The sequence below is a fragment of the Pseudomonas sp. S1_E05 genome, from assembly GCF_056337105.1.
In genome coordinates this window covers 712,488-735,838 of sequence record NZ_JBFRHM010000001.1, presented here as the reverse complement: position 1 = coordinate 735,838, position 23,351 = coordinate 712,488, and the positions used below count along the sequence as shown (strand labels likewise).

At 59.8% G+C, this 23,351-nt stretch carries 22 protein-coding genes; 11 read left to right on the top strand and 11 right to left on the bottom strand.

The window, feature by feature from the left end; translation table 11 throughout:
- Positions 1 to 84 precede the first annotated feature (84 nt).
- From AB4N33_RS03285 to AB4N33_RS03260, 6 genes are read left to right on the top strand one after another with little or no spacing between them, the layout of a single operon-like run.
- Complete coding sequence (locus AB4N33_RS03285) at positions 85 to 3,003, top strand: monovalent cation/H+ antiporter subunit A (RefSeq protein WP_460141390.1); 2,919 nt, start codon at positions 85 to 87, stop codon at positions 3,001 to 3,003.
- The gene (locus tag AB4N33_RS03280; protein ID WP_003192163.1) at positions 3,003 to 3,347 is read left to right on the top strand and encodes a Na+/H+ antiporter subunit C; all 345 of its coding nucleotides are present in this window, start codon (positions 3,003 to 3,005) and stop codon (positions 3,345 to 3,347) included. The genes AB4N33_RS03285 and AB4N33_RS03280 overlap by 1 nt, the downstream gene beginning before the upstream one ends.
- Positions 3,344 to 5,029, top strand: a complete 1,686-nt coding sequence (locus AB4N33_RS03275; RefSeq protein ID WP_460123112.1) for a monovalent cation/H+ antiporter subunit D — start codon at positions 3,344 to 3,346, stop codon at positions 5,027 to 5,029. Before AB4N33_RS03280 ends, AB4N33_RS03275 begins: the two co-directional genes overlap by 4 nt.
- On the top strand, positions 5,026 to 5,514 hold the full coding sequence (locus AB4N33_RS03270) for a Na+/H+ antiporter subunit E (RefSeq protein WP_460123109.1): 489 nt from the start codon (positions 5,026 to 5,028) through the stop codon (positions 5,512 to 5,514). Before AB4N33_RS03275 ends, AB4N33_RS03270 begins: the two co-directional genes overlap by 4 nt.
- Complete coding sequence (locus AB4N33_RS03265; RefSeq protein WP_460123106.1) at positions 5,511 to 5,789, top strand: K+/H+ antiporter subunit F; 279 nt, start codon at positions 5,511 to 5,513, stop codon at positions 5,787 to 5,789. The genes AB4N33_RS03270 and AB4N33_RS03265 overlap by 4 nt, the downstream gene beginning before the upstream one ends.
- Positions 5,786 to 6,148 (top strand): Na+/H+ antiporter subunit G, encoded by a 363-nt coding sequence (locus AB4N33_RS03260; protein ID WP_460123103.1) that lies wholly within the window; start codon positions 5,786 to 5,788, stop codon positions 6,146 to 6,148. The genes AB4N33_RS03265 and AB4N33_RS03260 overlap by 4 nt, the downstream gene beginning before the upstream one ends.
- Before the next feature lie 117 nt (positions 6,149 to 6,265).
- Here the strand turns inward: AB4N33_RS03260 and AB4N33_RS03255 are convergent, their stop codons facing one another.
- The 4 genes from AB4N33_RS03255 to AB4N33_RS03240 form a co-directional block, all read right to left on the bottom strand.
- Positions 6,266 to 6,703 carry a DUF3995 domain-containing protein gene (locus tag AB4N33_RS03255; RefSeq protein WP_460123100.1) on the bottom strand — a complete coding sequence of 146 codons (438 nt, stop codon included), beginning with the start codon at positions 6,701 to 6,703 and terminating at the stop codon, positions 6,266 to 6,268.
- A gap of 209 nt (positions 6,704 to 6,912) precedes the next feature.
- The gene (locus AB4N33_RS03250) at positions 6,913 to 7,926 is read right to left on the bottom strand and encodes an ABC transporter substrate-binding protein (RefSeq protein ID WP_476456400.1); all 1,014 of its coding nucleotides are present in this window, start codon (positions 7,924 to 7,926) and stop codon (positions 6,913 to 6,915) included.
- A gap of 117 nt (positions 7,927 to 8,043) precedes the next feature.
- Positions 8,044 to 8,247, bottom strand: a complete 204-nt coding sequence (locus tag AB4N33_RS03245) for a hypothetical protein (RefSeq protein WP_460123095.1) — start codon at positions 8,245 to 8,247, stop codon at positions 8,044 to 8,046.
- On the bottom strand, positions 8,247 to 8,696 hold the full coding sequence (locus tag AB4N33_RS03240; RefSeq protein ID WP_460123092.1) for a hypothetical protein: 450 nt from the start codon (positions 8,694 to 8,696) through the stop codon (positions 8,247 to 8,249). The genes AB4N33_RS03245 and AB4N33_RS03240 overlap by 1 nt, the downstream gene beginning before the upstream one ends.
- On the opposite strand from AB4N33_RS03240, the gene AB4N33_RS03235 reads away from it, so the two are divergent.
- From AB4N33_RS03235 to AB4N33_RS03225, 3 genes are all read left to right on the top strand, one after another.
- Positions 8,691 to 8,894, top strand: coding sequence for a hypothetical protein (locus tag AB4N33_RS03235; protein ID WP_460123089.1), 204 nt, complete (start codon positions 8,691 to 8,693; stop codon positions 8,892 to 8,894). The two genes, AB4N33_RS03240 and AB4N33_RS03235, sit on opposite strands and share 6 nt — an antisense overlap.
- A 215-nt stretch (positions 8,895 to 9,109) precedes the next feature.
- Positions 9,110 to 9,346 (top strand): hypothetical protein, encoded by a 237-nt coding sequence (locus AB4N33_RS03230; protein WP_460123086.1) that lies wholly within the window; start codon positions 9,110 to 9,112, stop codon positions 9,344 to 9,346.
- Positions 9,347 to 9,454: 108 nt separating this feature from the next.
- The gene (locus AB4N33_RS03225; RefSeq protein ID WP_460123083.1) at positions 9,455 to 9,694 is read left to right on the top strand and encodes a DUF2789 domain-containing protein; all 240 of its coding nucleotides are present in this window, start codon (positions 9,455 to 9,457) and stop codon (positions 9,692 to 9,694) included.
- Between the two features lie 135 nt (positions 9,695 to 9,829).
- Here the strand turns inward: AB4N33_RS03225 and AB4N33_RS03220 are convergent, their stop codons facing one another.
- The 3 genes from AB4N33_RS03220 to AB4N33_RS03210 all read right to left on the bottom strand — a co-directional run bounded on the left by AB4N33_RS03220 (position 9,830) and on the right by AB4N33_RS03210 (position 13,441).
- Positions 9,830 to 11,053: a methyl-accepting chemotaxis protein gene (locus tag AB4N33_RS03220; protein WP_460126634.1), complete on the bottom strand. Its 1,224-nt coding sequence runs from the start codon at positions 11,051 to 11,053 to the stop codon at positions 9,830 to 9,832.
- Positions 11,054 to 11,632: 579 nt separating this feature from the next.
- On the bottom strand, positions 11,633 to 12,037 hold the full coding sequence (locus AB4N33_RS03215; protein WP_224536388.1) for a TraR/DksA family transcriptional regulator: 405 nt from the start codon (positions 12,035 to 12,037) through the stop codon (positions 11,633 to 11,635).
- 474 nt (positions 12,038 to 12,511) lie between these two features.
- Positions 12,512 to 13,441: a hypothetical protein gene (locus AB4N33_RS03210; RefSeq protein ID WP_476456399.1), complete on the bottom strand. Its 930-nt coding sequence runs from the start codon at positions 13,439 to 13,441 to the stop codon at positions 12,512 to 12,514.
- Between the two features lie 282 nt (positions 13,442 to 13,723).
- Between AB4N33_RS03210 and AB4N33_RS03205 the strand changes: the two genes are divergently transcribed.
- Both AB4N33_RS03205 and AB4N33_RS03200 read left to right on the top strand, forming a co-directional pair.
- The gene (locus AB4N33_RS03205) at positions 13,724 to 14,407 is read left to right on the top strand and encodes a response regulator transcription factor (RefSeq protein ID WP_476456398.1); all 684 of its coding nucleotides are present in this window, start codon (positions 13,724 to 13,726) and stop codon (positions 14,405 to 14,407) included.
- Positions 14,385 to 15,779: a sensor histidine kinase gene (locus AB4N33_RS03200; protein WP_476456397.1), complete on the top strand. Its 1,395-nt coding sequence runs from the start codon at positions 14,385 to 14,387 to the stop codon at positions 15,777 to 15,779. The genes AB4N33_RS03205 and AB4N33_RS03200 overlap by 23 nt, the downstream gene beginning before the upstream one ends.
- A gap of 169 nt (positions 15,780 to 15,948) precedes the next feature.
- On the opposite strand, the gene AB4N33_RS03195 is transcribed toward AB4N33_RS03200, so the two are convergent.
- From AB4N33_RS03195 to AB4N33_RS03180, 4 genes are all read right to left on the bottom strand, one after another.
- Entirely contained in the window at positions 15,949 to 16,746 is a 798-nt protein-coding gene (locus AB4N33_RS03195; RefSeq protein WP_476456396.1) for an SDR family NAD(P)-dependent oxidoreductase, read from the bottom strand.
- Positions 16,747 to 16,956: 210 nt separating this feature from the next.
- Positions 16,957 to 17,550 (bottom strand): DinB family protein, encoded by a 594-nt coding sequence (locus tag AB4N33_RS03190; RefSeq protein ID WP_476456395.1) that lies wholly within the window; start codon positions 17,548 to 17,550, stop codon positions 16,957 to 16,959.
- A 118-nt stretch (positions 17,551 to 17,668) separates the two neighbouring features.
- A complete protein-coding gene (locus AB4N33_RS03185) occupies positions 17,669 to 20,353 on the bottom strand; it encodes an RHS repeat-associated core domain-containing protein (protein WP_476456394.1) in 2,685 nt (894 codons plus the stop codon).
- A gap of 172 nt (positions 20,354 to 20,525) precedes the next feature.
- Complete coding sequence (locus tag AB4N33_RS03180; RefSeq protein ID WP_476456393.1) at positions 20,526 to 23,255, bottom strand: RHS repeat-associated core domain-containing protein; 2,730 nt, start codon at positions 23,253 to 23,255, stop codon at positions 20,526 to 20,528.
- Positions 23,256 to 23,351 lie beyond the last annotated feature (96 nt).

Here is a 23,351-nt window from a genome sequence, read left to right as displayed (position 1 = left end):
GTAGGATTCTGCCACAGCTTGCCGTTTGGCGATCCGGGAACTGGCACGTATGATGCTTCACAAATCTCCGCAGATTAGAAGCCTATGTCCCTGATAGTTCTACTGCTTCTGCCCTTTGTCGGCAGTTGTCTGGCAGCCGTGCTGCCGCACAACGCGCGTAATACCGAATCGTTGCTGGCGGGTCTGGTTGCCCTCATCGGCACGATCCAGGTCGCGCTCATGTTCCCGCAGATCGCCGATGGCGGGGTCATTCGTGAAGAATTTTCCTGGTTGCCCAGTCTGGGCCTGAACTTCGTCCTGCGCATGGATGGGTTCGCCTGGCTGTTCTCGATGTTGGTGCTGGGCATCGGCACGCTGGTGTCGTTGTATGCCCGCTACTACATGTCGCCGGACGATCCGGTGCCGCGCTTCTTCGCATTCTTCCTGGCGTTCATGGGCGCCATGCTCGGCCTGGTGATCTCTGGCAACCTCATTCAGATCGTGTTTTTCTGGGAGCTGACCAGCCTCTTCTCTTTCCTGTTGATCGGCTACTGGCACCATCGCTCCGATGCACGCCGTGGCGCCTATATGGCGTTGATGGTCACGGGCGCGGGCGGCTTGTGCCTGCTGGCGGGGGCCATGCTGCTCGGCCATGTGGTCGGCAGCTATGACCTGGACAAGGTCCTGGCCGCCGGTGAACTGATTCGCGCACATGCCCTCTACCCCATCCTGTTACCCCTGATCCTGATTGGTGCGCTGAGCAAAAGCGCACAATTCCCCTTCCACTTCTGGCTGCCCCACGCAATGGCGGCACCGACACCGGTCTCGGCCTATCTGCACTCGGCGACCATGGTCAAGGCCGGGGTGTTCCTGCTGGCGCGGTTGTGGCCGTCGCTGTCGGGCAGTGAAGAATGGTTCTACATCGTCAGTGGTGCCGGCGCCGCCACCCTGTTGCTCGGCGCGTATTGCGCGATGTTCCAGAACGATCTCAAGGGCCTGCTGGCCTACTCGACCATCAGCCACCTCGGCCTGATCACCCTGCTGCTCGGGCTAAACAGCCCACTGGCCGCCGTCGCCGCCGTATTCCACATCCTCAACCACGCCACCTTCAAGGCCTCGCTGTTCATGGCCGCCGGCATCGTCGACCACGAAAGCGGCACCCGCGACATCCGCAAACTCAGCGGCCTGTTCCGACTGATCCCGTTCACGGCGACACTGGCCATGGTCGCCAGCGCCTCGATGGCTGGCGTCCCGTTGCTCAATGGTTTCCTGTCGAAAGAAATGTTCTTCGCCGAAACCGTCTTCATTAACGCCACCGCCTGGGTCGAGCTGTCACTGCCCATTGTCGCGACCATCGCCGGGATGTTTAGCGTTGCCTATTCGCTGCGGTTCACCGTCGACGTGTTCTTCGGTCCCACCGCCACCGACCTGCCGCACACCCCGCACGAACCTCCACGCTGGATGCGCGCACCGGTGGAATTGCTGGTGTTCACCTGCCTGGTCGTCGGGATCTTCCCGGCCCAGGTCGTCGGCTCGCTGCTCGCCGCCGCCGCCCTGCCCGTGGTCGGCGGCACCCTGCCCGAGTACAGCCTGGCGATCTGGCACGGCTTGAACGCGCCGATGATCATGAGCCTGGTCGCCATGTCCGGCGGTATCGTGCTCTACCTGTTGCTGCGCAATCAGTTCAGACACGGTCGCTTCAAATACCCACCGATCATTGGACGATTCAACGGCAAGCGGCTGTTCGAGCGCAGCCTGGTGATCACAATGCGCCTGGCCCGTCGCCTGGAAAGACGGATCAGCACCAAGCGCCTGCAAAGCCAACTGTTCCTGATGGTGCTGGTGGCCGTGCTGGCGGGGTTGCTCCCTATGCTCAACAGCCACTTGAGCTGGGGCGACCGGCCAAAGATTCCCGGTTCTATCGTCTTCGTGACCCTGTGGCTGCTGGCGATTGCCTGCGCCCTCGGAGCAGCGTGGCAGGCCAAGTACCACCGGCTCGCAGCCCTGACGATGGTCAGCGTCTGCGGACTGATGACTTGCATTACGTTCGTGTGGTTCTCCGCACCGGACCTGGCCCTGACACAGCTCGTCGTTGAAGTGGTCACCACGGTGCTGATCCTGCTGGGCCTGCGCTGGTTGCCACGGCGGATAGAAGAAGTTTCGCCGTTGCCGGGCAGCCTGCGCCGGGCGCGCATTCGTCGTCTGCGCGACCTGTTGCTGTCGATCTTGGTCGGCGGCGGCATGGCGCTGCTGTCCTACGCCATGCTGACTCGCCAGACGCCTAACGACATTTCCTCGTTCTACTTGAGTCGTGCCCTGCCAGAGGGCGGCGGCAGCAATGTGGTCAATGTCATGCTGGTGGACTTCCGTGGTTTCGATACCCTCGGCGAGATCACCGTGCTGGTGGCCGTGGCGCTGACCGTGTTTGCCCTGCTGCGCCGCTTCCGCCCGCCGAAAGAAAGCCTGCAACTGCCCTCCCAGCAACGCTTGCTGGCGCCCGACGTGGTCACCGACCTGGTCAACCCGCGTCAGGCCAGCGATACCGCGCTGGGTTTCATGATGGTGCCGGCGGTGCTGGTGCGCCTGCTGCTGCCGATTGCCTTCGTGGTGTCGATCTACCTGTTCATGCGCGGCCACAACCAGCCGGGCGGCGGTTTTGTGGCCGGGCTTGTGATGTCGGTGGCGTTCATTCTGCAATACATGGTGGCGGGCACGCAGTGGGTCGAAGCACAGATGAGTCTGCGACCACTGCGCTGGATGGGCACCGGCCTGCTGTTCGCCACGGTCACGGGCCTTGGGGCGATGGCGGTCGGTTATCCGTTCCTGACCACCCACACCTGGCATTTCTCGTTGCCGCTGCTGGGGGACATTCACGTTGCCAGCGCGTTGTTCTTTGATATTGGCGTGTACTCGGTGGTGGTCGGTTCAACCTTGTTGATCCTCACCGCCCTCGCCCACCAATCGGTGCGCGGGCACAAAACCGCCGCCCTGCCCAGATCCGTCGCCAGTAAAGGAGCCGTCTGATGGAAGAAGTCATCGCAATCGCCATCGGCGTCCTGGCCGCGTCCGGCGTCTGGTTGATCCTGCGGCCTCGGACGTTCCAGGTGGTGATGGGGTTGTGCCTGCTGTCGTACGGGGTCAACCTATTCATCTTCAGCATGGGCAGCCTGTTCATCGGCAAGGAACCGATCATCAAGGACGGCGTGCCCCAGGACCTGTTGAACTACACCGACCCGTTGCCCCAGGCGCTGGTGCTCACCGCCATCGTCATCAGCTTCGCCATGACCGCGCTGTTCCTCGTGGTCCTGCTGGCGTCGCGTGGACTGACCGGTACCGACCATGTGGATGGCCGGGAGCCTAAAGAATGAATGTGATGACGCACCTGATCGCCGCACCGATTCTGCTGCCGTTGCTGACGGCCGCGATCATGCTCATGCTGGGGGAAAAACACCGGCCATTGAAGGCCCGTATCAACCTGTTCTCCTCCCTGCTGGGCCTGGGTATTTCCGTGCTGTTGCTGCAATGGACGCAGACCACCGGCGTGCCCGGTTCCATTGGCGTGTACCTGCCGGGCAACTGGCAAGCGCCCTTCGGCATCGTGCTGGTGGTCGATCGCCTGTCGGCCTTGATGCTGGTGCTGACGGGGATCATCGGCGTCAGTGCGCTGATATTCGCCCTGGCCCGCTGGGACCGTGCCGGTTCGAGTTTCCATGCGCTGTTCCAGATTCAATTGATGGGCCTGTATGGCGCATTCCTGACCGCCGACCTGTTCAACCTGTTCGTATTTTTCGAGGTATTGCTGGCGGCCTCCTACGGTCTGCTGTTGCATGGCTCGGGCAGGGCGCGGGTGTCGTCGGGGTTGCATTACATCTCGATCAACCTGTTTGCCTCCTCGCTGTTCCTGATTGGCGCGGCGCTGATCTACGGCGTCACCGGCACCCTGAACATGGCCGATCTGGCGCTGAAAATCCCCCTGGTTCCAGAAGCCGATCGCGGCCTGCTGCACGCCGGGGCTGGGATTCTCGCCGTGGCGTTCCTGGCCAAGGCAGGCATGTGGCCGCTCAACTTCTGGCTGGTGCCGGCCTATTCCGCCGCCAGCGCACCGGTCGCGGCGATGTTCGCGATCATGACCAAGGTCGGTGTCTATACGCTGCTGCGGCTGTGGACCCTGCTGTTCTCCGGCCAGGCGGGCGCTTCAGCATACTTCGGCGGCGACTGGCTGATCTACGGCGGCATGGCGAGCATCATCTGCGCCGCAGTGGCGATCATCGCCGCGCAACGCCTGGAGCGCATGGCCAGCCTGAGCATCCTGGTGTCGGCGGGGATCCTGTTGTCAGCCATCGGCTTTGGGCAACCGAACCTGATCGCCGCTGCGCTGTTCTACCTGGTCAGCTCGACCCTGGCGTTGAGCGCGTTGTTCCTGCTGGCGGAGTTGATCGAGCGCTCGCGTTCGGCCAACGAGATGCCCCTGGATGACGGCGACGACCTCTTGCCGCGCCCGATGGAGTCACTGCAGCCGCCCAAAGGCATCAACCTGGATGACGAACAGAAAGCCGTGGTCGGCCAGGTGATTCCCTGGACCATGGCCTTCCTCGGCTTGAGCTTCATTGCTTGCGCGCTGTTGATCATCGGCATGCCGCCGCTATCTGGCTTTATTGGCAAGCTCGGCCTGCTCGATGCCCTGCTCAACCCTCAGGGCCTGGGCGAGGCCACCGATGCGCCAGTATCGAACGCAGCGTGGGGGTTGCTGGCGTTGCTGATTCTCTCGGGAATGGCGTCGCTCATGGCCTTCTCACGCCTGGGTGTGCAGCGTTTCTGGAGCCCGGAAGAGCGGCCCTCACCTCTGCTGCGTCGATTCGAATGCATCCCTATCATTGCGTTGCTGGGCTTGAGCATCGCACTGACATTCAAGGCTGAACCGCTGATGCGCTACACACAGGCCGCTGCACAGGCACTGAACAATCCGCAACAATACGTAATGGCGGTGCTCGGTACCCGCGCGGTGCCGAGCCCGGAAGCCCAGGCTGCGGTCGTGGAGGTGCAGCCATGAAGCGCCTGTTCCCCGCGCCCTGGTTGTCGCTGGCCTTGTGGCTGTTGTGGCTGGTGCTGAATCTATCGATCAGCCCCGGCAATTTGCTGCTGGGCGCGGCGCTCGGACTCTGCGCACCGTTGATGATGCGCAAGTTGCGTCCCCTGCCGATCAGGATCCATCGCCCCGGCGTCATTCTGCGTTTGTTCCTGATCGTAGGACGCGACGTGCTGATGTCCAATCTTGCGGTGGCCTGGGGCGTCATGAACACCGGACGCAGACCGCCACGCTCGCGGTTCGTCAAGGTGCCGCTGGATTTGCGCGACGCCAATGGCCTGGCGGCGCTCGCAATGATCTGCACCGTGGTGCCCGGCACCGTCTGGTCCGAACTGGCACTGGATCGCAGCATCCTGCTGCTGCACGTCTTCGACCTGGATGACGAGGCGCTGTTCATCGAGCATTTCAAGACGGCCTACGAGCAGCCCTTGATGGAGATCTTCGAATGAGTGCGTTACTGTCCAACGCTATTCTGCTCTGCCTGTTCCTGTTTTCACTGGCGATGATCCTGACGCTGACCCGCCTCTTCAAGGGGCCATCGGCCCAGGACCGGGTACTGGCGCTCGATTACCTGTACATCACCGCGATGCTGATGATGCTCACCCTGGGCATTCGTTATGCCAGTGACACCTATTTTGAGGCGGCGCTGCTGATTGCGCTGTTCGGCTTCGTCGGCTCGTTTGCCCTGGCGAAATTCCTGCTGCGTGGCGAGGTGATCGAATGAGCGCTGAACTGTCGTTATGGGTGGAAATCCCGGTGGCGATCCTGCTGGTCCTCAGCGGCGTGTTTGCCCTGCTTGGCGCGGTCGGGCTGGTGCGGATGAAGGATTATTTCCAGCGCATGCACCCACCGGCACTGGCCTCGACCCTGGGCGCATGGTTCGTGGCGCTGGCGTCGATCATCTACTTCTCGGCGCTCAAGTCGGGGCCGGTGCTGCATGCCTGGCTGATTCCGATTTTGCTGGCCATCACCGTACCGGTCACCACCCTGCTGCTGGCACGGGTGGCGTTGTTCCGCAAACGCATGGCAGGCGATGATGTGCCGGCCGAGGTCAGCAGTCGCAGGACGGAAACCGGGGGCTGAGTTCCCGCCCCCGATCCCTGTAGGAGCGAGCATGCTCGCGATAGCGGTGTGTCAGGGACTTCTATGCGAACTGACACACTGCTATCGCGAGCATGCTCGCTCCTACAGGGATCAACCTCAGACCCAGGCCACTGCCAACAAACCCGAGCCTAATCCCACACACAAAGGCGAATACACCCAGGTATCGAGCCGGGCGAATTTCGAATCTTTTATTTCCTTGAAAAAGCCCACCAGCTCCGAGTCGCCTATCGCCCGGGCGAACATGAGGATGGCGATGGCGCTGATCACCCATTGCAGGGATTGATGCGGCACCGCCGGCACCCACCAGCCAACCCGCAAACACACCAGCAGCGCAATCACCAGCAAGGCCGCGGCCACCAGCAGGGTGATCCAGCCTTGCGGCTTGAAGGCCGGTCGCAATCGCACGCTGCCCTCCACCGGCACGTGAGGGACAACGGCCAACATCGCCCACTCGCCACCCAGCCCCCAATACACGTGTACCAAACTGATCACTGCAAATATCGTCACCAGCCATTGAGCCAACGCAAGGGTCATGGTTGAAGATCCTTGAAAGAGATTTGGACAGAATCATCCTAGTCGGCATTTTTCGACGTGCACGACCGCTCGGCGCGGGATTGGGATTTTCGGGTTGGCTCCCTAAGTAAAGACAAAAGCATCGCGGGCAAGCCCGCTCCTACAGGGGATTTATGTGTTCATAAGATCCTTTGTGGGAGCGGGCTTGCTCGCGATGGCGACTCAACAGATCATTTGAGCTCAGCCGACACCTTGTCCGCCACATCCTTGGGCACCCAGGCCTGCCAAACCTCGGGGTGCGACTTCATGAACGCTTCCGCCGCCTGCCGTGGCGGGGTGTGTTTTTCGCTCATCTCGGCCAGGGCCTTGTTCAACGGATCGATGGGAAAATCGACCTTGCTGAAGAACTCGGCGATCTGCGGGTGCTGTTTCTGGAAGGGCGTAGACACGCCAATGGACAACTTCGACGCCAGCGAGCGGGTGGGTTTCGGATTGGGATTGTCGGCGTCGGTCAGGGTTTTCCAGGCCTCGGCGTCGAACGGCGGCTCCTCCAGCTGGATCAGTTTGAAACGTCCGAGCAATGGCGTCGGCGACCAGTAATAGAACAGCACCGGCTTGCCGCGTCGGATCGACGAACTGATCTCGGCGTCCAGCGCAGCCCCCGAGCCGCTACGGAAGTTCGTGTAGCTGTCCTCAAGCCCATAGGCTTTGAGCTTCTGCTTGTTCACCACCTCGGACGTCCAGCCGATCGGGCTGTTGAGGAAGCGCCCCTTGCCCGGCGCTTCAGGGTCGCTGAATACGCCTGTGTACTTGGGCAGGTCGCTCACACTCCGCAAGTCAGGCGCCAGTGGCTTGATACCCTTGGCCGGGTCGCCCTTGATCACGTACTCCGGCACCCACCAGCCCTCAGTGGCGCCCTTGACCGTATCGCCGAGACTGACCACCTTGCCTTCGGCCTCGGCCTTGACCCACACCGGGCTGCGACCGGCCCACTCCTCGCCAATGACCTGAATGTCGTTGTTGGCCAGCGCGGTTTCCAGGGTAATGGTAGTGCCCGGCAAAGTATCGGTGGGCAGCCCGTAGCCCTTCTCGACGATGATCCGCAGGATATCGGTGATCAGGCTGCCGCTTTCCCAATTCAGGTCGGCGAAGTGGATCGGCGTTTGTGCAGCGAATACCGGGACAGGCAAAACCAGGCCACACGCAACCGCAAAAGCGGCCAGCAACCGTCGAAATCCGTTCATGCTTTTGCACCTCGTGCTGTTCACAGCAATAGCAGGATGGCCTGACAGAAGACCACACACCTCAAAATACTCAGTCAACTGACTGTAGTAGAGGTTCCTGCTTTCGAGGGCATCGGGCTAGTTTTCAGAAACTTCCTGCAAACATGCCAGTTCTCTTCTGACCATGCTGGCGTACTCCGCCGGACGCAGCGCGTAGATCTGCGACGCCACCCAACCCAACCAGGCGCCCTGCAACACAATTTTTTGCTCGAACAGCCGGCGCGCCTCAGCCTGGGCGCTGGCCAGATGCTGTTCGTGGAACTCGGCGCGGCTTTGGGTCATTACTCGCTGGCCTTGAAGGTCACCAATTCACCCTTGCGCCACTTGGCGGCCTTGGCCGTTACAGCCTTGAGCGTCTTGGTCAGGCCTTCCTGAAGCTGATGGTGCGCGGCGAACACCGTCACCACACTATGCCCTTCCTTGAACACAACGCCCTCACCGTCCGCCGTGGTCACGAAAGCGTAATCACCAATGCCATAGACAGTCAGCTTGATTTCGCGAAACCGGATTTCCAGCTTGCCGCCCTCACGACTGGGCAGCACCGAAGCACTGAAATGATCACCCACCTTGAGTTTAAGGCCAGGCTTGTCATCCACCACCAGCGCCGATTGGGTGTCGAGTTCGGCGATGTAGATGCCTTCGGCGTTCTGCTCGGTGACGTAGACAAATCGTGACTGGAACTGTTTAACCAACTTCGCGCGCAAATCACCCAGCACGAACAAAGCATGCATATCGAGATTACTTACTGCCAAGGAAACATCCCCACATTTGAAAATGATGCCGCACGCAAACCGCGCACAGCAGAAACAGGCGGCAATGCCGAAAGCGGTCAAATCCGGAAACGAGCAGAGGGCTCATTCATCGCAAGACGTGAGAAGACTAATGGAATGACACTGGTGTCGTCTTGCCTGGTATTCGCCAGAAGCTGAAGGAAATCGCCCTTCTGATCGCCAGAAAAACAGGATTACCGACCTTAGGGAAAAAACTCCGCAAATAAAACAATTTTTCCGACATATCCCCCGGCAAAAATTGCTTTAGATAATCGTCAAGCGCAACCCCTAACCGTGATTCTAGAGCAGCGATGCTCACCGAGACTACCCAAAACGACGGACATACGTCGGCAAAACCATGAAAAGGACTTCATATGTGCACTCTTACACACTTTGCTTACGCCACAAGACAGCCATCGACGCTGTACTCGACCCTGTTCTCGCCCACTTCGTTCCCCACCGAAGGGCCTGCCTTGCCGCGTTTTCAGGTGGTGCTGGCGGGTAATTCCTTTTTTCACATCAAGGAAATCTCCACTGGCCATGTGAGAGGTTTCCGCAGCAATCACAATGAGGCTTGCGCACTGGCCCGCGAACTCGAGTCCCACGATTGAAAAACCCTGCCGTCGCAGATCGGTTCGAACTCCTGAAGCGCGGCTGCCTCAGATGTTAGGCAGTCGCCCTTCAGTTTTTGCAATCGCGCGATCAATCAGGAGATGAAAATGGACACACCGACTCACGACCTGCAAGGCCTGTTCGACCAGCTCGGCCTGGATTCCGGCGAACGCGCCATCGATGATTTCATCGCCAGCCATTCCCCGCTGCCCGAGGATAAAAAACTCATCGATGCCGAGTTCTGGACGCCGCAGCAAGCCGCCTTTCTCAAGGAACAACTGCGTGTGGACGCCGACTGGGCGCGAGTGGTCGACGAATTGAACCTGCGGATGCATCAGGCTCAATAACAAAGGCGGGGGCTACCTGGCCCGGTCCTTGTAGGACCGAGCTTGCTCCGGGCAGCGAGCGCCGTATGGGCGCGGCACCCCCCCGGCGTTACCGTTGAAGACCATCGCGAGCGTGCTCGCTCCTACAGGGGCAAATCAACGTGGTCCTTCGGGTTTGTAGCCCAACCGCAACCCGCCCCAATGCCTTCCCTTGACCATGATCGGTACCGACAGATCGTGCATCAACTCGCCGGTATCGCGGGTATAGGTCTGCAACAGGACTGCCTGTTGATGGCTGCCACAGCGAATGCCGGTGCGGTCGGCAAACTTGCGTTTGGTGCGGTTCTGCAAGGTATCGATCTGGACGTCGCCCGTCAGCGGCTGGCTGAATACCTTGTTGTGCGTCGGCACATAGCCTTGCTGCGTGCAAGCGATGGCAAATACCAGCCCCTCATGACGGGGCAACAAGGGTTCCTGTATCGCCGGCAGCACTTTGTCGGTGTAACGGTCGAAGCGGGTCTGGTATTTGGCAGGGCTGGTGTTGGCAATGGCCTGGTAATTGCGGTCGAACAAATCATCCAGGCTGACCGCGCCAGCGTCGATATCGGCTTCAAAGCGCGCGGTGATCTGACTCGCACCTTCGCGAGCCAGATCATAGATCCGCTGGTGATAGTCATCCAGTCCGACTTCGGACAGGCGCTCGCTGATGGTTTCGGCCTGCCCCTCCATTTGCACGGCCGCTTGCGCCAGGCGCTGGGTCTGTTGATCGCTGACCGCAAGGTCGCTGCGCATCTGTTCGATGGCGTGGAAAAGGCTGTCGAGTTGCTCGCGGTTGGTCTCGGCCCCCCTGGCGATTTCGCCAACCTGGCTTTCAACGCCAGCCGCCAGGCGGGCGATGTTCTCCAGGTGTTGCCCGGTGTGCTCGACTTGCTCGACACCCGTATCGAGGTCGCTGGACAACTGTCGGATCTGCTCCACCACTTGCGCCGTGCGTTGCTGGATGTCAGCAACCATCTCGCCGACTTCACCCGTCGCCGTCGCCGTACGTGCTGCCAGGCCGCGCACCTCATCGGCCACCACCGCAAATCCCCGCCCATGCTCGCCGGCACGTGCCGCTTCAATCGCTGCGTTCAGGGCCAGCAGGTTGGTCTGGCTGGCGATGGACTGAATCACCAGCGTGACCCGCTGGATATCGTCGCTGCGCAGGCTCAACGCTTCGATCAACTGACGACTGCTGTTGGCGCGCTGGCTGAGTTGATGCATGCGACTGATCGATTCGATCAACTCGGTACGCCCGGCGGCGCTGCTTTGATGCGCCTCGCTGGCGGCACTGAGCGCTGCGCGGCTGAGAGTCGAAGTGGCTTGCTCGGTGGCGATCATCACCTCGGCGTTGCTGACAATCTGTGCTGCGGACCCAAGCTGCGATTGCAGCTTGTCCGCCAACTGCCGGACCGAGTAGGCCACACCAGCCGCCGACAACGCGTTGTGGCTGGTGGTGTAGGAAAGATCCCGAGTCAGCTCGGCCATCGCGCTGGCCTGGTCGACCGGCACGGCGTCGGGAACGGCGCGGGAACGCAGACGCGGCAGCCAGATTACCAACACCGCCAACGGCAGGCCCAGGTAAAGCGACCAACCGCCCAAGGCCATGCCACACATCAACACCATCAGGGCGATGCTTTGCAGGGTTGGCGCCAGCCAGCGGTTTTTCGGTAACAAGGCGGGCGACTGCCCTGCCCCGACCACAGATCCTTCGCGAGTCATCTTCGTCACCCACACTTCTAATTGTTGTTCCTGCATTAAACGCCACTACAAGGCCATTATCCATGGTCCCTTAGTCGTGGTCATGAAGCGGATCAATAGAAGCGGGACGAACAGTTTATCGCGGACGAAAAAAAGCATCGCGGGCCATCCTTGCTCCTTGTGGAGTCGGGTTGGCCCGCGATGCGTGGCGCTACGAAATCAGGCCTGACGCTGGTGCTTGTCGATCTGTTCGTGACGCTCTTGAGCTTCGATGCAGTACTTGGTGGTCGGGCTGATCAGCAGGCGCTTGAGGCCAATGGCCTCGCCGCTGTCGTCGCACCAGCCGAAGCTGTCTTCCTTGATGCGTTCCAGGGCCTGTTCCAACTGAGGCAGCATGCGCTGGTCGCGATCGATCGCGTTCACCAGCCAAGTGCGCTCTTCTTCGACGGAAGCCGCGTCAGCCGGGTCGGCCGGGGAATCCAGGCTCTCGATGGCGATACGGTTCTGCTCGATGCGCTCATGGGTTTCGACTTTCATGTTCTGCAACAGCTCAGAGAAAAAAGCATGTTGCTCGGCATTCATGTAGTCATCCGCCGGCATGGCCAGCAACTTGTCCTTTGTCATTGATATCTCTATAAAAAAACGTGCATTAAGGCGAATCAGGGGCGTTGCGGCGGGCCAGTTTGGCCAACGCAACGGCGCCATTTATTCCAAGCGCCACCCGGCACTCAATTTACGAGGGGCGGCAGTCTAAGGCCGACTTGCGGCCTCAGCAACAGAAAAGACCACGAATTTGTCCGAAAAAGCCTTGAAAATACGCTGCGGCAGTCTATACGCCGGCTATCGGAGTGCGTTTATAGCAAGAAATTCAACGCAGCGGCGGTATATAGAAGACAAACGGCCTCGGCGCTAGGGTGTTATCGGCCATAACGGGCCATTAATGAGGCTATACAACACGAAAACGCCGCTCCCGCCAAGGCGGGAGCGGCGCTGATACGGCTTACGTCATCAGTGCATGAACAGCGCGATCAGGATGATGATCGGGATCGGTACACCAAGAAAGAACAGCAGTAATGAGCGCATGAGGATTCTCCCGGGTTAGCGAACAGAAGCAGTGGCGACGTAAGTGTCGGTTTCCAGGTACACCACGGCATCCCGGCGGCGACCGCCGAAGGTGGCAGCGAGACTGGCGAAAAACGCCCCGATCAGCAGTGCGATGAACATCCACAGCGACGTCCAGGCAGCGACTTTCGCGGCGGTATCCGCAGCTTCTTTTGCAGCCTGTTTGGCATCGGCCACGGCTTTCTGCGTGCGGGCATAGACTTCATCGACACGGCGTTCGGCGTCGGCCTGGGTCAAGTTGGTGCGCTGGGCGACCAGTTGTGCCAGGTAGGTCCGGTCTTCGGCAGACAGTTGGCCGTCGCTGAGGGAGCGCACGAAGATGCGGGTTACAGTGCCGCGTGCGGCGTCATCACTCACAGCGGCGGGACGGTCGTCGCGGAACAGGCTGTCGACGAAGTAACCGTACTCATCGCTATCGGTATTGGCAGCGGCGGTCCCGGCGGTTTGGGTCGCAATACTGGCGGCGCCACCGACCACGCTGGCCCCGGCCTGAACACCGCCACTGACGATGCTGCTGACGGAGCCGACCACGAGCGTTGCGGTCACCAACGTCGCCACGCACCAAGCCAGAAAACCATGGGCAGTGTCACGGAAATAGACCTCGTCACCGTGCATGTTCGCCCATTTCACCCGAAGGCGGCCGGCAATGTAGCCTCCCATGCCCGAAGCGAGAATTTGGGTCACGGCCAGCCAGATAATGGTGGAAATACCCAGGCCCTTGGCGCTGAGGCCTTCGTGGGCCCAGGGGGATACAGCGGAAAAACCCAGCCCGAAACCGAGCAATACCAGGATTAGCGACAACGCCGCCGCAGCAGCGGCCCCGGCGAATATCGCGCCCCAGGAAACGCCCGACAGCGCGCTTGACTCTTCGGCGGCAGGATATAAACCAGCAGAGGATCTATTCATTCTTATGTCGCTCCTGACAAGAAAGATGTTGTTACAACTCGTCATCAGGACAATTGCAGTCGCCGTGCCAGTCGTCGGCTTTTAAAAAATCAAATATTTTCAATAGCTTATAAAGTTTGAACTTCTAATTTCCATGCAAATTGCAAGGACCCGTGTTCAACGGCGGGTTTTATGCATTGCCGGTTGCCCCAGCAACCACATGAAAGTTAATTTAAAAAGTCGTCGGCATTTCTTGGCAAAATGCCCCCACACTTGCCTTGAATTGACTACCAGGTCCGCCCTATGCCCCGCATCTTGACCATTGAAGACGACGCCGTGACCGCCCGGGAAATTGTTGCCGAGCTGAGCAGCCATGGCCTGGAAGTGGACTGGGTCGACAATGGCCGTGAAGGACTGGAGCGCGCGGTCAGTGGCGATTACGATCTGATCACCCTTGATCGCATGCTGCCTGAACTCGACGGCCTGGCGATCGTCACGACCCTGCGGACCATGGGCGTGGCGACGCCGATTCTGATGATCAGCGCCCTCTCCGATGTCGATGAACGGGTGCGCGGCCTGCGTGCCGGCGGCGACGACTACCTGACCAAGCCGTTTGCCACCGACGAAATGGCCGCCCGGGTCGAGGTGTTGTTGCGGCGCCAGAACACCGTGACCGCCCAGGCCACCACGTTGCTCGTCGCAGACCTGGAGCTGAACCTGATCAGCCACGAAGCCAGCCGCGCCGGGCAACTGCTGACCCTGCTGCCCACCGAATACAAGCTGCTGGAATTCCTGATGCGCAACACCGGGCAGATCCTGTCGCGGATGATGATTTTCGAAGAGGTATGGGGCTATCACTTCGACCCCGGCACCAACCTGATCGACGTTCATATCGGCCGCCTGCGCAAGAAAATCGATCCGCCCGGCAATGTCCCATTGATTCGAACCGTGCGAGGCTCGGGTTATGTCATTGCCGAACCCGTCTAAGGGCTGGCGCTCTTCCAGTAGTCGCCTGCTCGCGCTCTACAGTTCGTTGTTCGTGCTCTGGAGCGGGATTCTGATGGGGGTCATGTACTTCGAGGTTTCGGCGTACCTGGACAACCTGGCCAAGCATTCGCTGATGCAGCGCCAGCATCTGTTTGCGCGTTTTTCCGGCGAGCAGCTGGTGGACGCCCTCGCTGTCAGCATGACCTTCGACATTCGGGGTATCGATGCCTATGGCCTCTTCGATGCCCATCATCGCTACCTCAGCGGCGGCTTGCGCCACATTCCCGAAGGCCTGCCACTGGATGGCAAAATCCACATGCTCAGCGACTGCGCCGAGTCCGACGACCCGACCCTGCCCGTCGACAGTTGCGACGCGGTGGCCACCCAGACACGTGATGGCTGGTGGCTGATCCTGGTGCGCGACAACGGTTCGCTGTTCGCCGTGACCCGAATCATCCTGCATGCGCTGTTCTGGGGGGTGACCTTGACGATCGTGCCTGGCATCGCCGGCTGGCATCTGTTGCGCCGCCGCCCGCTGCGACGGATTCGCGCCATCCAGGCCAGCGCCGAGGCCATTGTCGCCGGCGACCTGACACGACGCCTGCCGCTGTCAGATCGCCGCGACGAATTGGACATGCTCGCGGCCATCGTCAACGTCATGCTCGAACGCATCGAACACCTGATGAACGAGGTCAAGGGCGTGTGCGACAACATTGCCCATGACCTGCGCACGCCGCTAACTCGCTTGCGGGCGCAGTTGTATCGCATGCAGCAACAGGCCGGCGAAGGTTCGCCACAAGCCATGCAACTGGACTCGGTATTGGCAGAAGCCGATACCCTGATGGCGCGCTTTCGCGGGTTGCTGCGTATTTCCGAGCTGGAAGACCGTCAGCGCCGGTCCGGATTTGTGCAGCTCGATCCGGTGCCGTTGTTGCAGGAACTGCATGACTTTTACCTGCCCCTGGCCGAAGAAGGTGAACTGAATTTCAGCCTGCAACTGCCCGACAGCTTGCCCATGCTCAACGGTGATCGGGCATTGCTGTTCGAGGCCGTGGCGAACCTGCTCAGCAACTCGATCAAGTTCACGCCACCCGGTGGCAACGTGATTTTGCGTGGAGTCAATGAACAAGGGCACACACGCATCGAAGTGCTCGACTCCGGCCCCGGTATTCCCACGGCCGAGCGCGAGGCGGTGTTCCAGCGTTTCTACCGCGCCGAAGGGGGCAACCCGCAAAGCGGTTTCGGCCTGGGGCTGTCGATCGTCGCGGCGATTGTCAGCCTGCATGGCTTTGCCCTGGAAGTCGGTGACAGCGAACTGGGTGGCGCACGCCTGGTGCTGGATTGCCGGCAGGCCCTGATCCCGCACACCTGACCAATCCCTGCCGTAGGAGCGAGCTTGCTCGCGATGGCGGTGTGTCAGTCAACAAGGATGTGACTGATGCATCGCCATCGCGAGCAAGCTCGCTCCTACAGGGGGTTGTGTGCGGTCAGGCGGAATCATGTCGAAGCCGGTAATGTAATGCTTCTCCGGCCGGTAAAATTCAGATCGCCAGGCTGTCGACCACCCCACCGTCCACGCGCAATGCCGCGCCGGTCGTGGCCGACGATAACGGCGACGCCAGGTACGCCACCAGGTTGGCGACTTCCTCGACATCTGCCACGCGCTGGATGATCGAGGTGGGTCGGGCCCTGCGCACGAACGCGTCGGCTTCCTCACGGACACTGCGCCCCGATTGGGTGGTGGCATCCTTGAGCATCTCCTCCACGCCGTCGGTCAGCGTTGGGCCCGGCAGGACCGCGTTGACGGTCACCCCAGTGCCCGCCAGTCGCTTGGCCAGGCCATGGGAAACGGCGAGGTTGGCGCTTTTGGTCACGCCGTAGTTGAGCATGTCGGGCGGAATCGCGATACCGGATTCCGAAGACAGGAAAATCACCCGCCCCCAACCTTTGCTGACCATGCCCGGCACATAGTGACGGGACAGGCGCACTCCGGAAATCACATTGATTTCGTAGAAGCGCGTCCATTCGCTGTCCGGGGTCTCGAAAAAATCCTCTTCTTTGAAAATACCGAGGTTGTTCACCAGAATGTCTCCCTGTGGCTCGGCGGCGAACAATTGTTCGGCGCCTTCGGCCGTGCCCAGGTCCGCCGTCAGGCCACGCAATTGCGCGCCTGGCACGCTCTGGCGAATGCTCGCCAGCGCCTGGTCGACCTTGGTCGTGTCGCGACCAATCACCACCACGGTAGCGCCGCAACTGGCCAGTGCCTTGCTGATGCCCAAGCCAATGCCGGCCGTGCTACCGCTGACAATGGCGAGTTTTCCCGTCAGATCGATCTTCATGCTGAAACTCCTGCGATGGGTAGGAAATAACCACGCCTTCAGGTCGCTTGAACAGGGTGCGTCGCAACCTGAGCCGGGGGTGAAGAACTCGAAGGCCTGAGTCAGCGTAGCTTCGATATCGCAACGCGCAGGGAACCGCGCGACGGGCTGGTGGCTTTTGAAGATAGCCCGACGCGAATCGCGGGGGCCGGCAGGTAGTTCGGCGCGGGGTCAGCGATAACGATCCGGCAGCACGTTGGTCGCGCTCGAAAACTGTGCAACACAGGGCGGTTCGGATTCAGGGGCGTTGCTCACACCGAATCCCGGATCGGTTTCGCGCAGAAACACCGGCAGGTCCGTCATCGGTGGCCGGGCCGGGATATCGAAATAGATCTGGATCACCCAGCCACGGTGATAGCTGGCGTGATTGACCACGTGCAACAGCATCGCTCCCGCGCTCATCTTGCCGCTGTCGCCCGAGACGAAGGTGAAGTCGATGGTTTTATCCAGCATCGCGTCGGTCTGGCGGTCACTCCATTGGCAGTACCAGCGATCGATATCCTGTTGCGCCCTGCGCAAATCCTCAAGCTCGGGGTGCAGCAAGTCATGAGAAGTCTTGAAATCGTGCCCGCCACCTTCGAGGTGCGCCTTCCAGATGCAGTCCACGACGTAGATGTGGTTGAGGATGCCGATGATGTTGGGAAACACCGACACCCGCTCCTTGCTGACCTCGCCTGGCGGCAAGGCGGCCAGACTGTCAAAGAGCAACCGGTTGGCCCAACGCTTGTAGTCGACGAGCATTCGGGCGGTGCGTACGTTGATCATTTGAGGTCTCCCATTGTGATGGGGTGCACTGCACAGTTTAGTTGGTGTGGCGTGGGGTGGTGTGGGGGGCGATTATCGGTAGGTGGTAGGACGAACAGATTATTTGAACCAGTTCTGATCATTTACTCTGCGAATGGAATCTCTTCAGATGTATGGCCAAAACATCTGATCGGGAAAACTTTTCGCCGCAGTGCGGGCAAGGGTAAGGAAGGTCGCCCGAGTGTATGCGAGAGTGCCTCTGGAGATTGCTCGCAGTGGCAAACGCGGCGCTACAAAGAGCGCACTTGAATGGTTTTTCACCGGTATGGGAGTTAATGTGACCTTGCAGAGTGAGTTCCCACGCAAAAGATTTTTCGCAAAACGGACAACTTAGTTCCCCACCGTGGGAATGATCTTTCCTCTTGTGGACAGCCCGGAGATCCCACCGTGTAAACACCTGATCACATTCATCGCATGGAATCCTTCCGGTATGTTGTACCGAGTGTTTGTAACGCCCACTTCTTGATGAAAAAGTTTTTTCGCACAAATTACATTTTAAGTTTTTGAGGCGAGCTGCGGTCTTTTCCGATGTCTGGGTATCTTTCGCGGTTTTTCTTTGGCGCCCGGCATCACGGTTTTGTCTTTCGAGCAGCTCACGGGATTCACGCGACGTTGAAGGTTGGGGGGATAAAGGACGAGGAGCACTCTCACTCTCCGCTTGTCTGGCGGGATGTATAGCCTCTTCACCCATCACTCCTCTGTTGGACTCACCTCCTCGCCGCAACCACTCCGCGTACTGTGCATTTGTAGCGGCTATGTAATCGTTGAAGAACGCCGTCTCACCTGCATCCAGGCGGTTTCCTTTCAGCAGTTTTGCGAGAATGTCCTCATACGTATACCGCCCATCTTCATCAAAAAAGCGCACCGGCGAATTACGCACAAATCTGTACAGATTCGACCCGTCAATTTCCCCAGCAGGGTCCGGATTGATCCAGCGTTGCTGCCAGGGCGCGTAATAGCGAAAACCGTAATAAATCAAACCCGTGGCATCGCGCTGTTTGCCTGAGTAGCCACGTGTTTTATATGACGCTTTGGCGCCTTGATGGGCAACCCACCAGGCTCTGTCTCCATACGGCCGATAGCCTTCTTCGCTGATCAGAGCGCCCTGCTCGTCCAGTTCCAGCAGGCTGGAGCGCAGGTGATCATTGAGGCTGTAAACGAGGTAATCGTTGTCGATGCCCGTGGGCGGATGGGTGACCCAATGTTCCAGCCGCACGCTGTTGCGGCCCGCCTCGACTTCGACCACGTGACGTTCTTCGCCGTTGGCCGTGAGGTGGATTTCCAGCCCTGGCAGGTAACGTACCTCGGCGATCAGGTTGCGACCGGCGGCCAGCGACCGGCGCACCTTGCGCAGGCGTTTTCCGCCACCGCCGTAGCGGTAGAGTTCGGTGTCGTCTTCACCGTCGTCGCGCGTGACCGGGGAAACTTCGCTTAGCTGGTTGCGGGTGTCCCAGCTCAACGTCTGCCCGCGTAGCAATTGTTTCTGGTTACCGTTGCCGTCGAAGGCTTGGGTGAAATCCGGCGGAGGATCACCGTCGTTGAGGACCATGCTGCGGTTGCTGAACTCGTCTACGGCCCAGCGCCGGGTGAATGGCTGGACACCGAGATGACGCAGTTCAAGGGAGTTGCCGCCCGGGTCGTAGTCGTATTCTTCGCGGAAATTGACCAACGCATGGGGATCGTTGGCGGCGTGGAAGACCTCACGGCCGGTGGCGGCGATAAGCCGGTAGAGGCTGTCATAGGTGTACGTGCTGACCGGATCGACTTGTTGGTTCTTGAAGTATGTGACGGTTTTCGATTGATCTTCGATGCGCACCGGATTACCGACCGCGTCGTAGTCGTACTGCAAATCCTGCAGCAGCGCTTGACCGGGTAGCCCGGCGCTCAGGCGTTCGAGGCGGGCATCCTCGGGACGGAACATCGCACGGGTAATCACGTCGTTACCCGCCCGCTCCTGTTCGACCTGGCCTCCGGCGTTGTAGTGGATATCACTGACAAGCGTGACTTCGGCAGCGCCCATCGGTTGCAAGTGCACCGCACTGATCTGCCCCGCACAGGTCACGCTGAAGCGTCTGCGGTTTAGCTTGGCGTCCGTCTGCGTCGCCACTCCACCCAGGGCATCGTAGGTCCATTGGCTGTCGAGACCCGGCCCGTTCTCCAGCAAGTCATCCCGTCCAGCGAGCTCTTCGGGCCAGTTGACCGGATCAAGCGATTTCAGAAAATGACTGGTCTCAAGCAACGGCAAGCCATGCAGATCGAAATCAGGCATGTGCCGCGTGGTGGCAGGATCATCGTGGCGGATCAACTGGCCACACTGGTTGCGCGCTCCGCCATCGGGTTTGCCGTACTCGAAACGCTCGACAACCCGTCCCGATTCATCGTGAATCTGCTCGGTGATCGCGATGGGACGCAGCAACCCATCGTAACTGCGCTGCTGACTGCTGCGACTGTCCCAGCGTTGCAATAGTTGCCCCGCTTCGCCTGACAGCACCACGCTCCACCCTGCATCGGCACGGCTGGTCAGCCGCTCGACCGCCGATAACCCATGGATGGACGTGAGATTGGGAACCTGCCCGTCGAGCGAAAAACGCGGATCAAAATGCGCCACATCGCGCCCCTGCGCATCGAACACCTGCCGGGTGATGTGCGCTTGAGGCGCCTCATCCCCGTCCGCCCGACAGTAGGCCACCGCCCGCACCCCTAACCCTCGCGGATCAATGACCGCGAGACCGGGCGTATGGGCATCCACGCTGACTCTGTTCATGCAGATGTGAATACCACGTACAGCGCAATGCGCCTACTGACACAAATGACAGTGCTGGCCTATCTATACAAACCTCTTGCAGTGCCGATGACAATTGCGACTTTATTTTTTCCTCTCGCAGCGACGCTTTCTTACACAATATGTAGCGAAGACTAACGAGTTCTACCTATCACTATTGACGAGCGAAGCCGATCAGCTCGGTATTTCGGGAATGCGTCCTTCGCACATGTCTGTTCAACTCACTATGCCCCGTGTAGGATTTTGGGCATACCGCGCATTGAACCCTGAATTTTTTCTTGTGTAAGCGTGCAATATGCTGATTTAAGGTTTGCTTTAGCTTGAAAGCGGCTGAGCACGTCGGACAGACAAAATTTCTCACTTCAGAATGGGAAATCTTGTGGTTCTCTAGATGACCTTTCCTACCAAAACTCTGAGTGCAAGTTCCAATATCGCACTTAAAGGGCTTCAGCCCCTGATGCACCGAGTAATGCTGTGTGAGCAAATCGCGCCGCAGAAAGGTTTTAGGACAAAGGTTACATTCCTGCGGTTCGCCCCTGGAATGAGTTATTGAGTGCCTCTTCCTTAGAAACGCGCTCTTCAAGCCCTTCCCGCAAAACTCGCACACAAAAGGCTTATCAGGGTCCTGTTCCATGGACGTCCCTTGAACCGGTGTTACAGGATTCTGTGACGTCGAAGGTCGAGATGGATCGACTGGTATGAAGCCATTGAGTGCGAAAGACACCATCCGTGTTAGATATCCCTCATCAAGACTGTCATTCGCTGGCACAGACAATGCGGAGGGAACAACCGCTTGCGCGGTCTGAAAGGGCTGACTCCAGGAGCCAGACGTCGAGGCCGCAGGGGCCATAGTCTCCAGTGAGCGGGCAATGGCTTGCACTTGAGATGGATCGACCGGATTGGTCAATGACCATTCGACGAAGTCCTTGATCGCTTGTTGTTTCTGTTGCTCTGTCAGCCGGCCGTCTCCGTCGAAATAACGCACCGGAGAGTTGCGCACGAAGCAGTACAGATTCAATCCATCCACCTCCCCTGCCGGGTCGGGGTTGATCCAGCGCAGTAGCCAGGGCGCGTAATAGCGGAAACCGTAATAAATCAAACCCGTGGCATCGCGCTGTTTGCCAGAGTAGCCGCGTGTTTTATATGACGCTTTGGCGCCTTGATGGGCGATCCACCAGGCGCGCTCGCCATACGGCCGATAACCTTCGTCACTGATCACAGCGGCCTGTTCGTCCAGTTCCAGCAGGCTGGAGCGCAGGTGATCGCTCACGCCGTAGACCAGATAATCGTTGTCGATGCCTACCGGCGGATTGCCGACCCAGTGCTCAAGTCGCACGCTGTTGCGCCCGGCCTGGACTTCGACCACGTGACGTTCTTCGCCGTTGGCCGTGAGATGGATTTCCAGCCCTGGCAGGTAACGTACCTCGGCGATCAGGTTACGACCGGAGGCCAGCGACCGGCGTACCTTGCGCAGGCGTTTTCCGCCACCGCCGTAGCGGTAGAGTTCTGAGTCGTCTTCGCCGTCGTCACGGGTGACCGGGGAAACTTCGCTTAGCTGGTTGCGGGTGTCCCAGCTTAGCGTCTGCCCGCGTAGCAAATACCGCTGGTTACCGTTGCCATCGAAGGCTTGGACAAAGTCCGGTGGGGGATCACCTTCGTTTGGAACAAGGCTGCGATTGCTGCTTTCGTCCACTGCCCAATGCCGGGTGAAGGATTGAACACCAAGATGGCGCAATTCCAGAGTGTTGCCGCCCGCGTCGTAGGCGTACTCCTCACGGTAATTGACCAGGGCGTTGGGATCGTTGGCAGCGTGGAAGACCTCACGGCCGGTGGCGGCGATAAGCCTGTAGAGGCTGTCATAGGTGTACGCGCTGACCGGATCGACTTGTTGGTTCTTGAAGTATGTGACGGTTTTCGACTGATCTTCGATGCGCACCGGATTACCGACCGCGTCGTATTCGTAAAGCAAATCCTGCAATAACGGTTGGCCGGGGAGCCCCGCGCTCAGGCGTTCGAGGCGGGTATCCTCGGGACCAAACATCGCACGGGTAATCACGTCGTTACCCGCCCGCTCCTGTTCGACCTGGCCTCCGGCGTTGTAATGGATGTCACTGACGAGGGTGACTTCGGCAGCGCCCGTTGGCTGCAAATGCACAGCACTGAGCTGCCCCGCGCAGGTCAGGCTGACGCGTCGGCGGTTGTGGTTGGCATCGGTCTGCGTTGCCACTTCGCCCAGGGCGTCATAGGTCCATTGGCTGTCGAGACCCGGCCCGTTCTCCAGCAAGTCATCCCGTCCAGCGAGCTCTTCGGGCCAGTTGACCGGATCAAGCGATTTCAGAAAATGACTGGTCTCAAGCAACGGCAAGCCATGCAGATCGAAATCAGGCATGTGCCGCGTGGTGGCAGGATCATCGTGGCGGATCAACTGGCCACACTGGTTGCGCGCTCCGCCATCGGGTTTGCCGTACTCGAAACGCTCGACAACCCGTCCCGATTCATCGTGAATCTGCTCGGTGATCGCGATGGGACGCAGCAACCCATCGTAACTGCGCTGCTGACTGCTGCGACTGTCCCAGCGTTGCAATAGTTGCCCCGCTTCGCCTGACAGCACCACGCTCCACCCTGCATCGGCACGGCTGGTCAGCCGCTCGACCGCCGATAACCCATGGATGGACGTGAGATTAGGAACCTGCCCGTCGAGCGAAAAACGCGGATCAAAATGCGCCACATCGCGCCCCTGCGCATCGAACACCTGCCGGGTGATGTGCGCTTGAGGCGCCTCATCCTCGGCCCCCCGACAATATGCAACTTCGCGCACTACCAAACCGCGCGGGTCGATCGCCGCGAGGCCGGGAGTGTGGGTGTGCACGCCGAAGCTGTTCATGGGGACTTCAATACCACGCGCATTCCCGAGCGCCTACTGACACAAATGACAGTTCCGGGCGCCTGGCACCCTCCAACCGACGAGCGGAATGGTTTG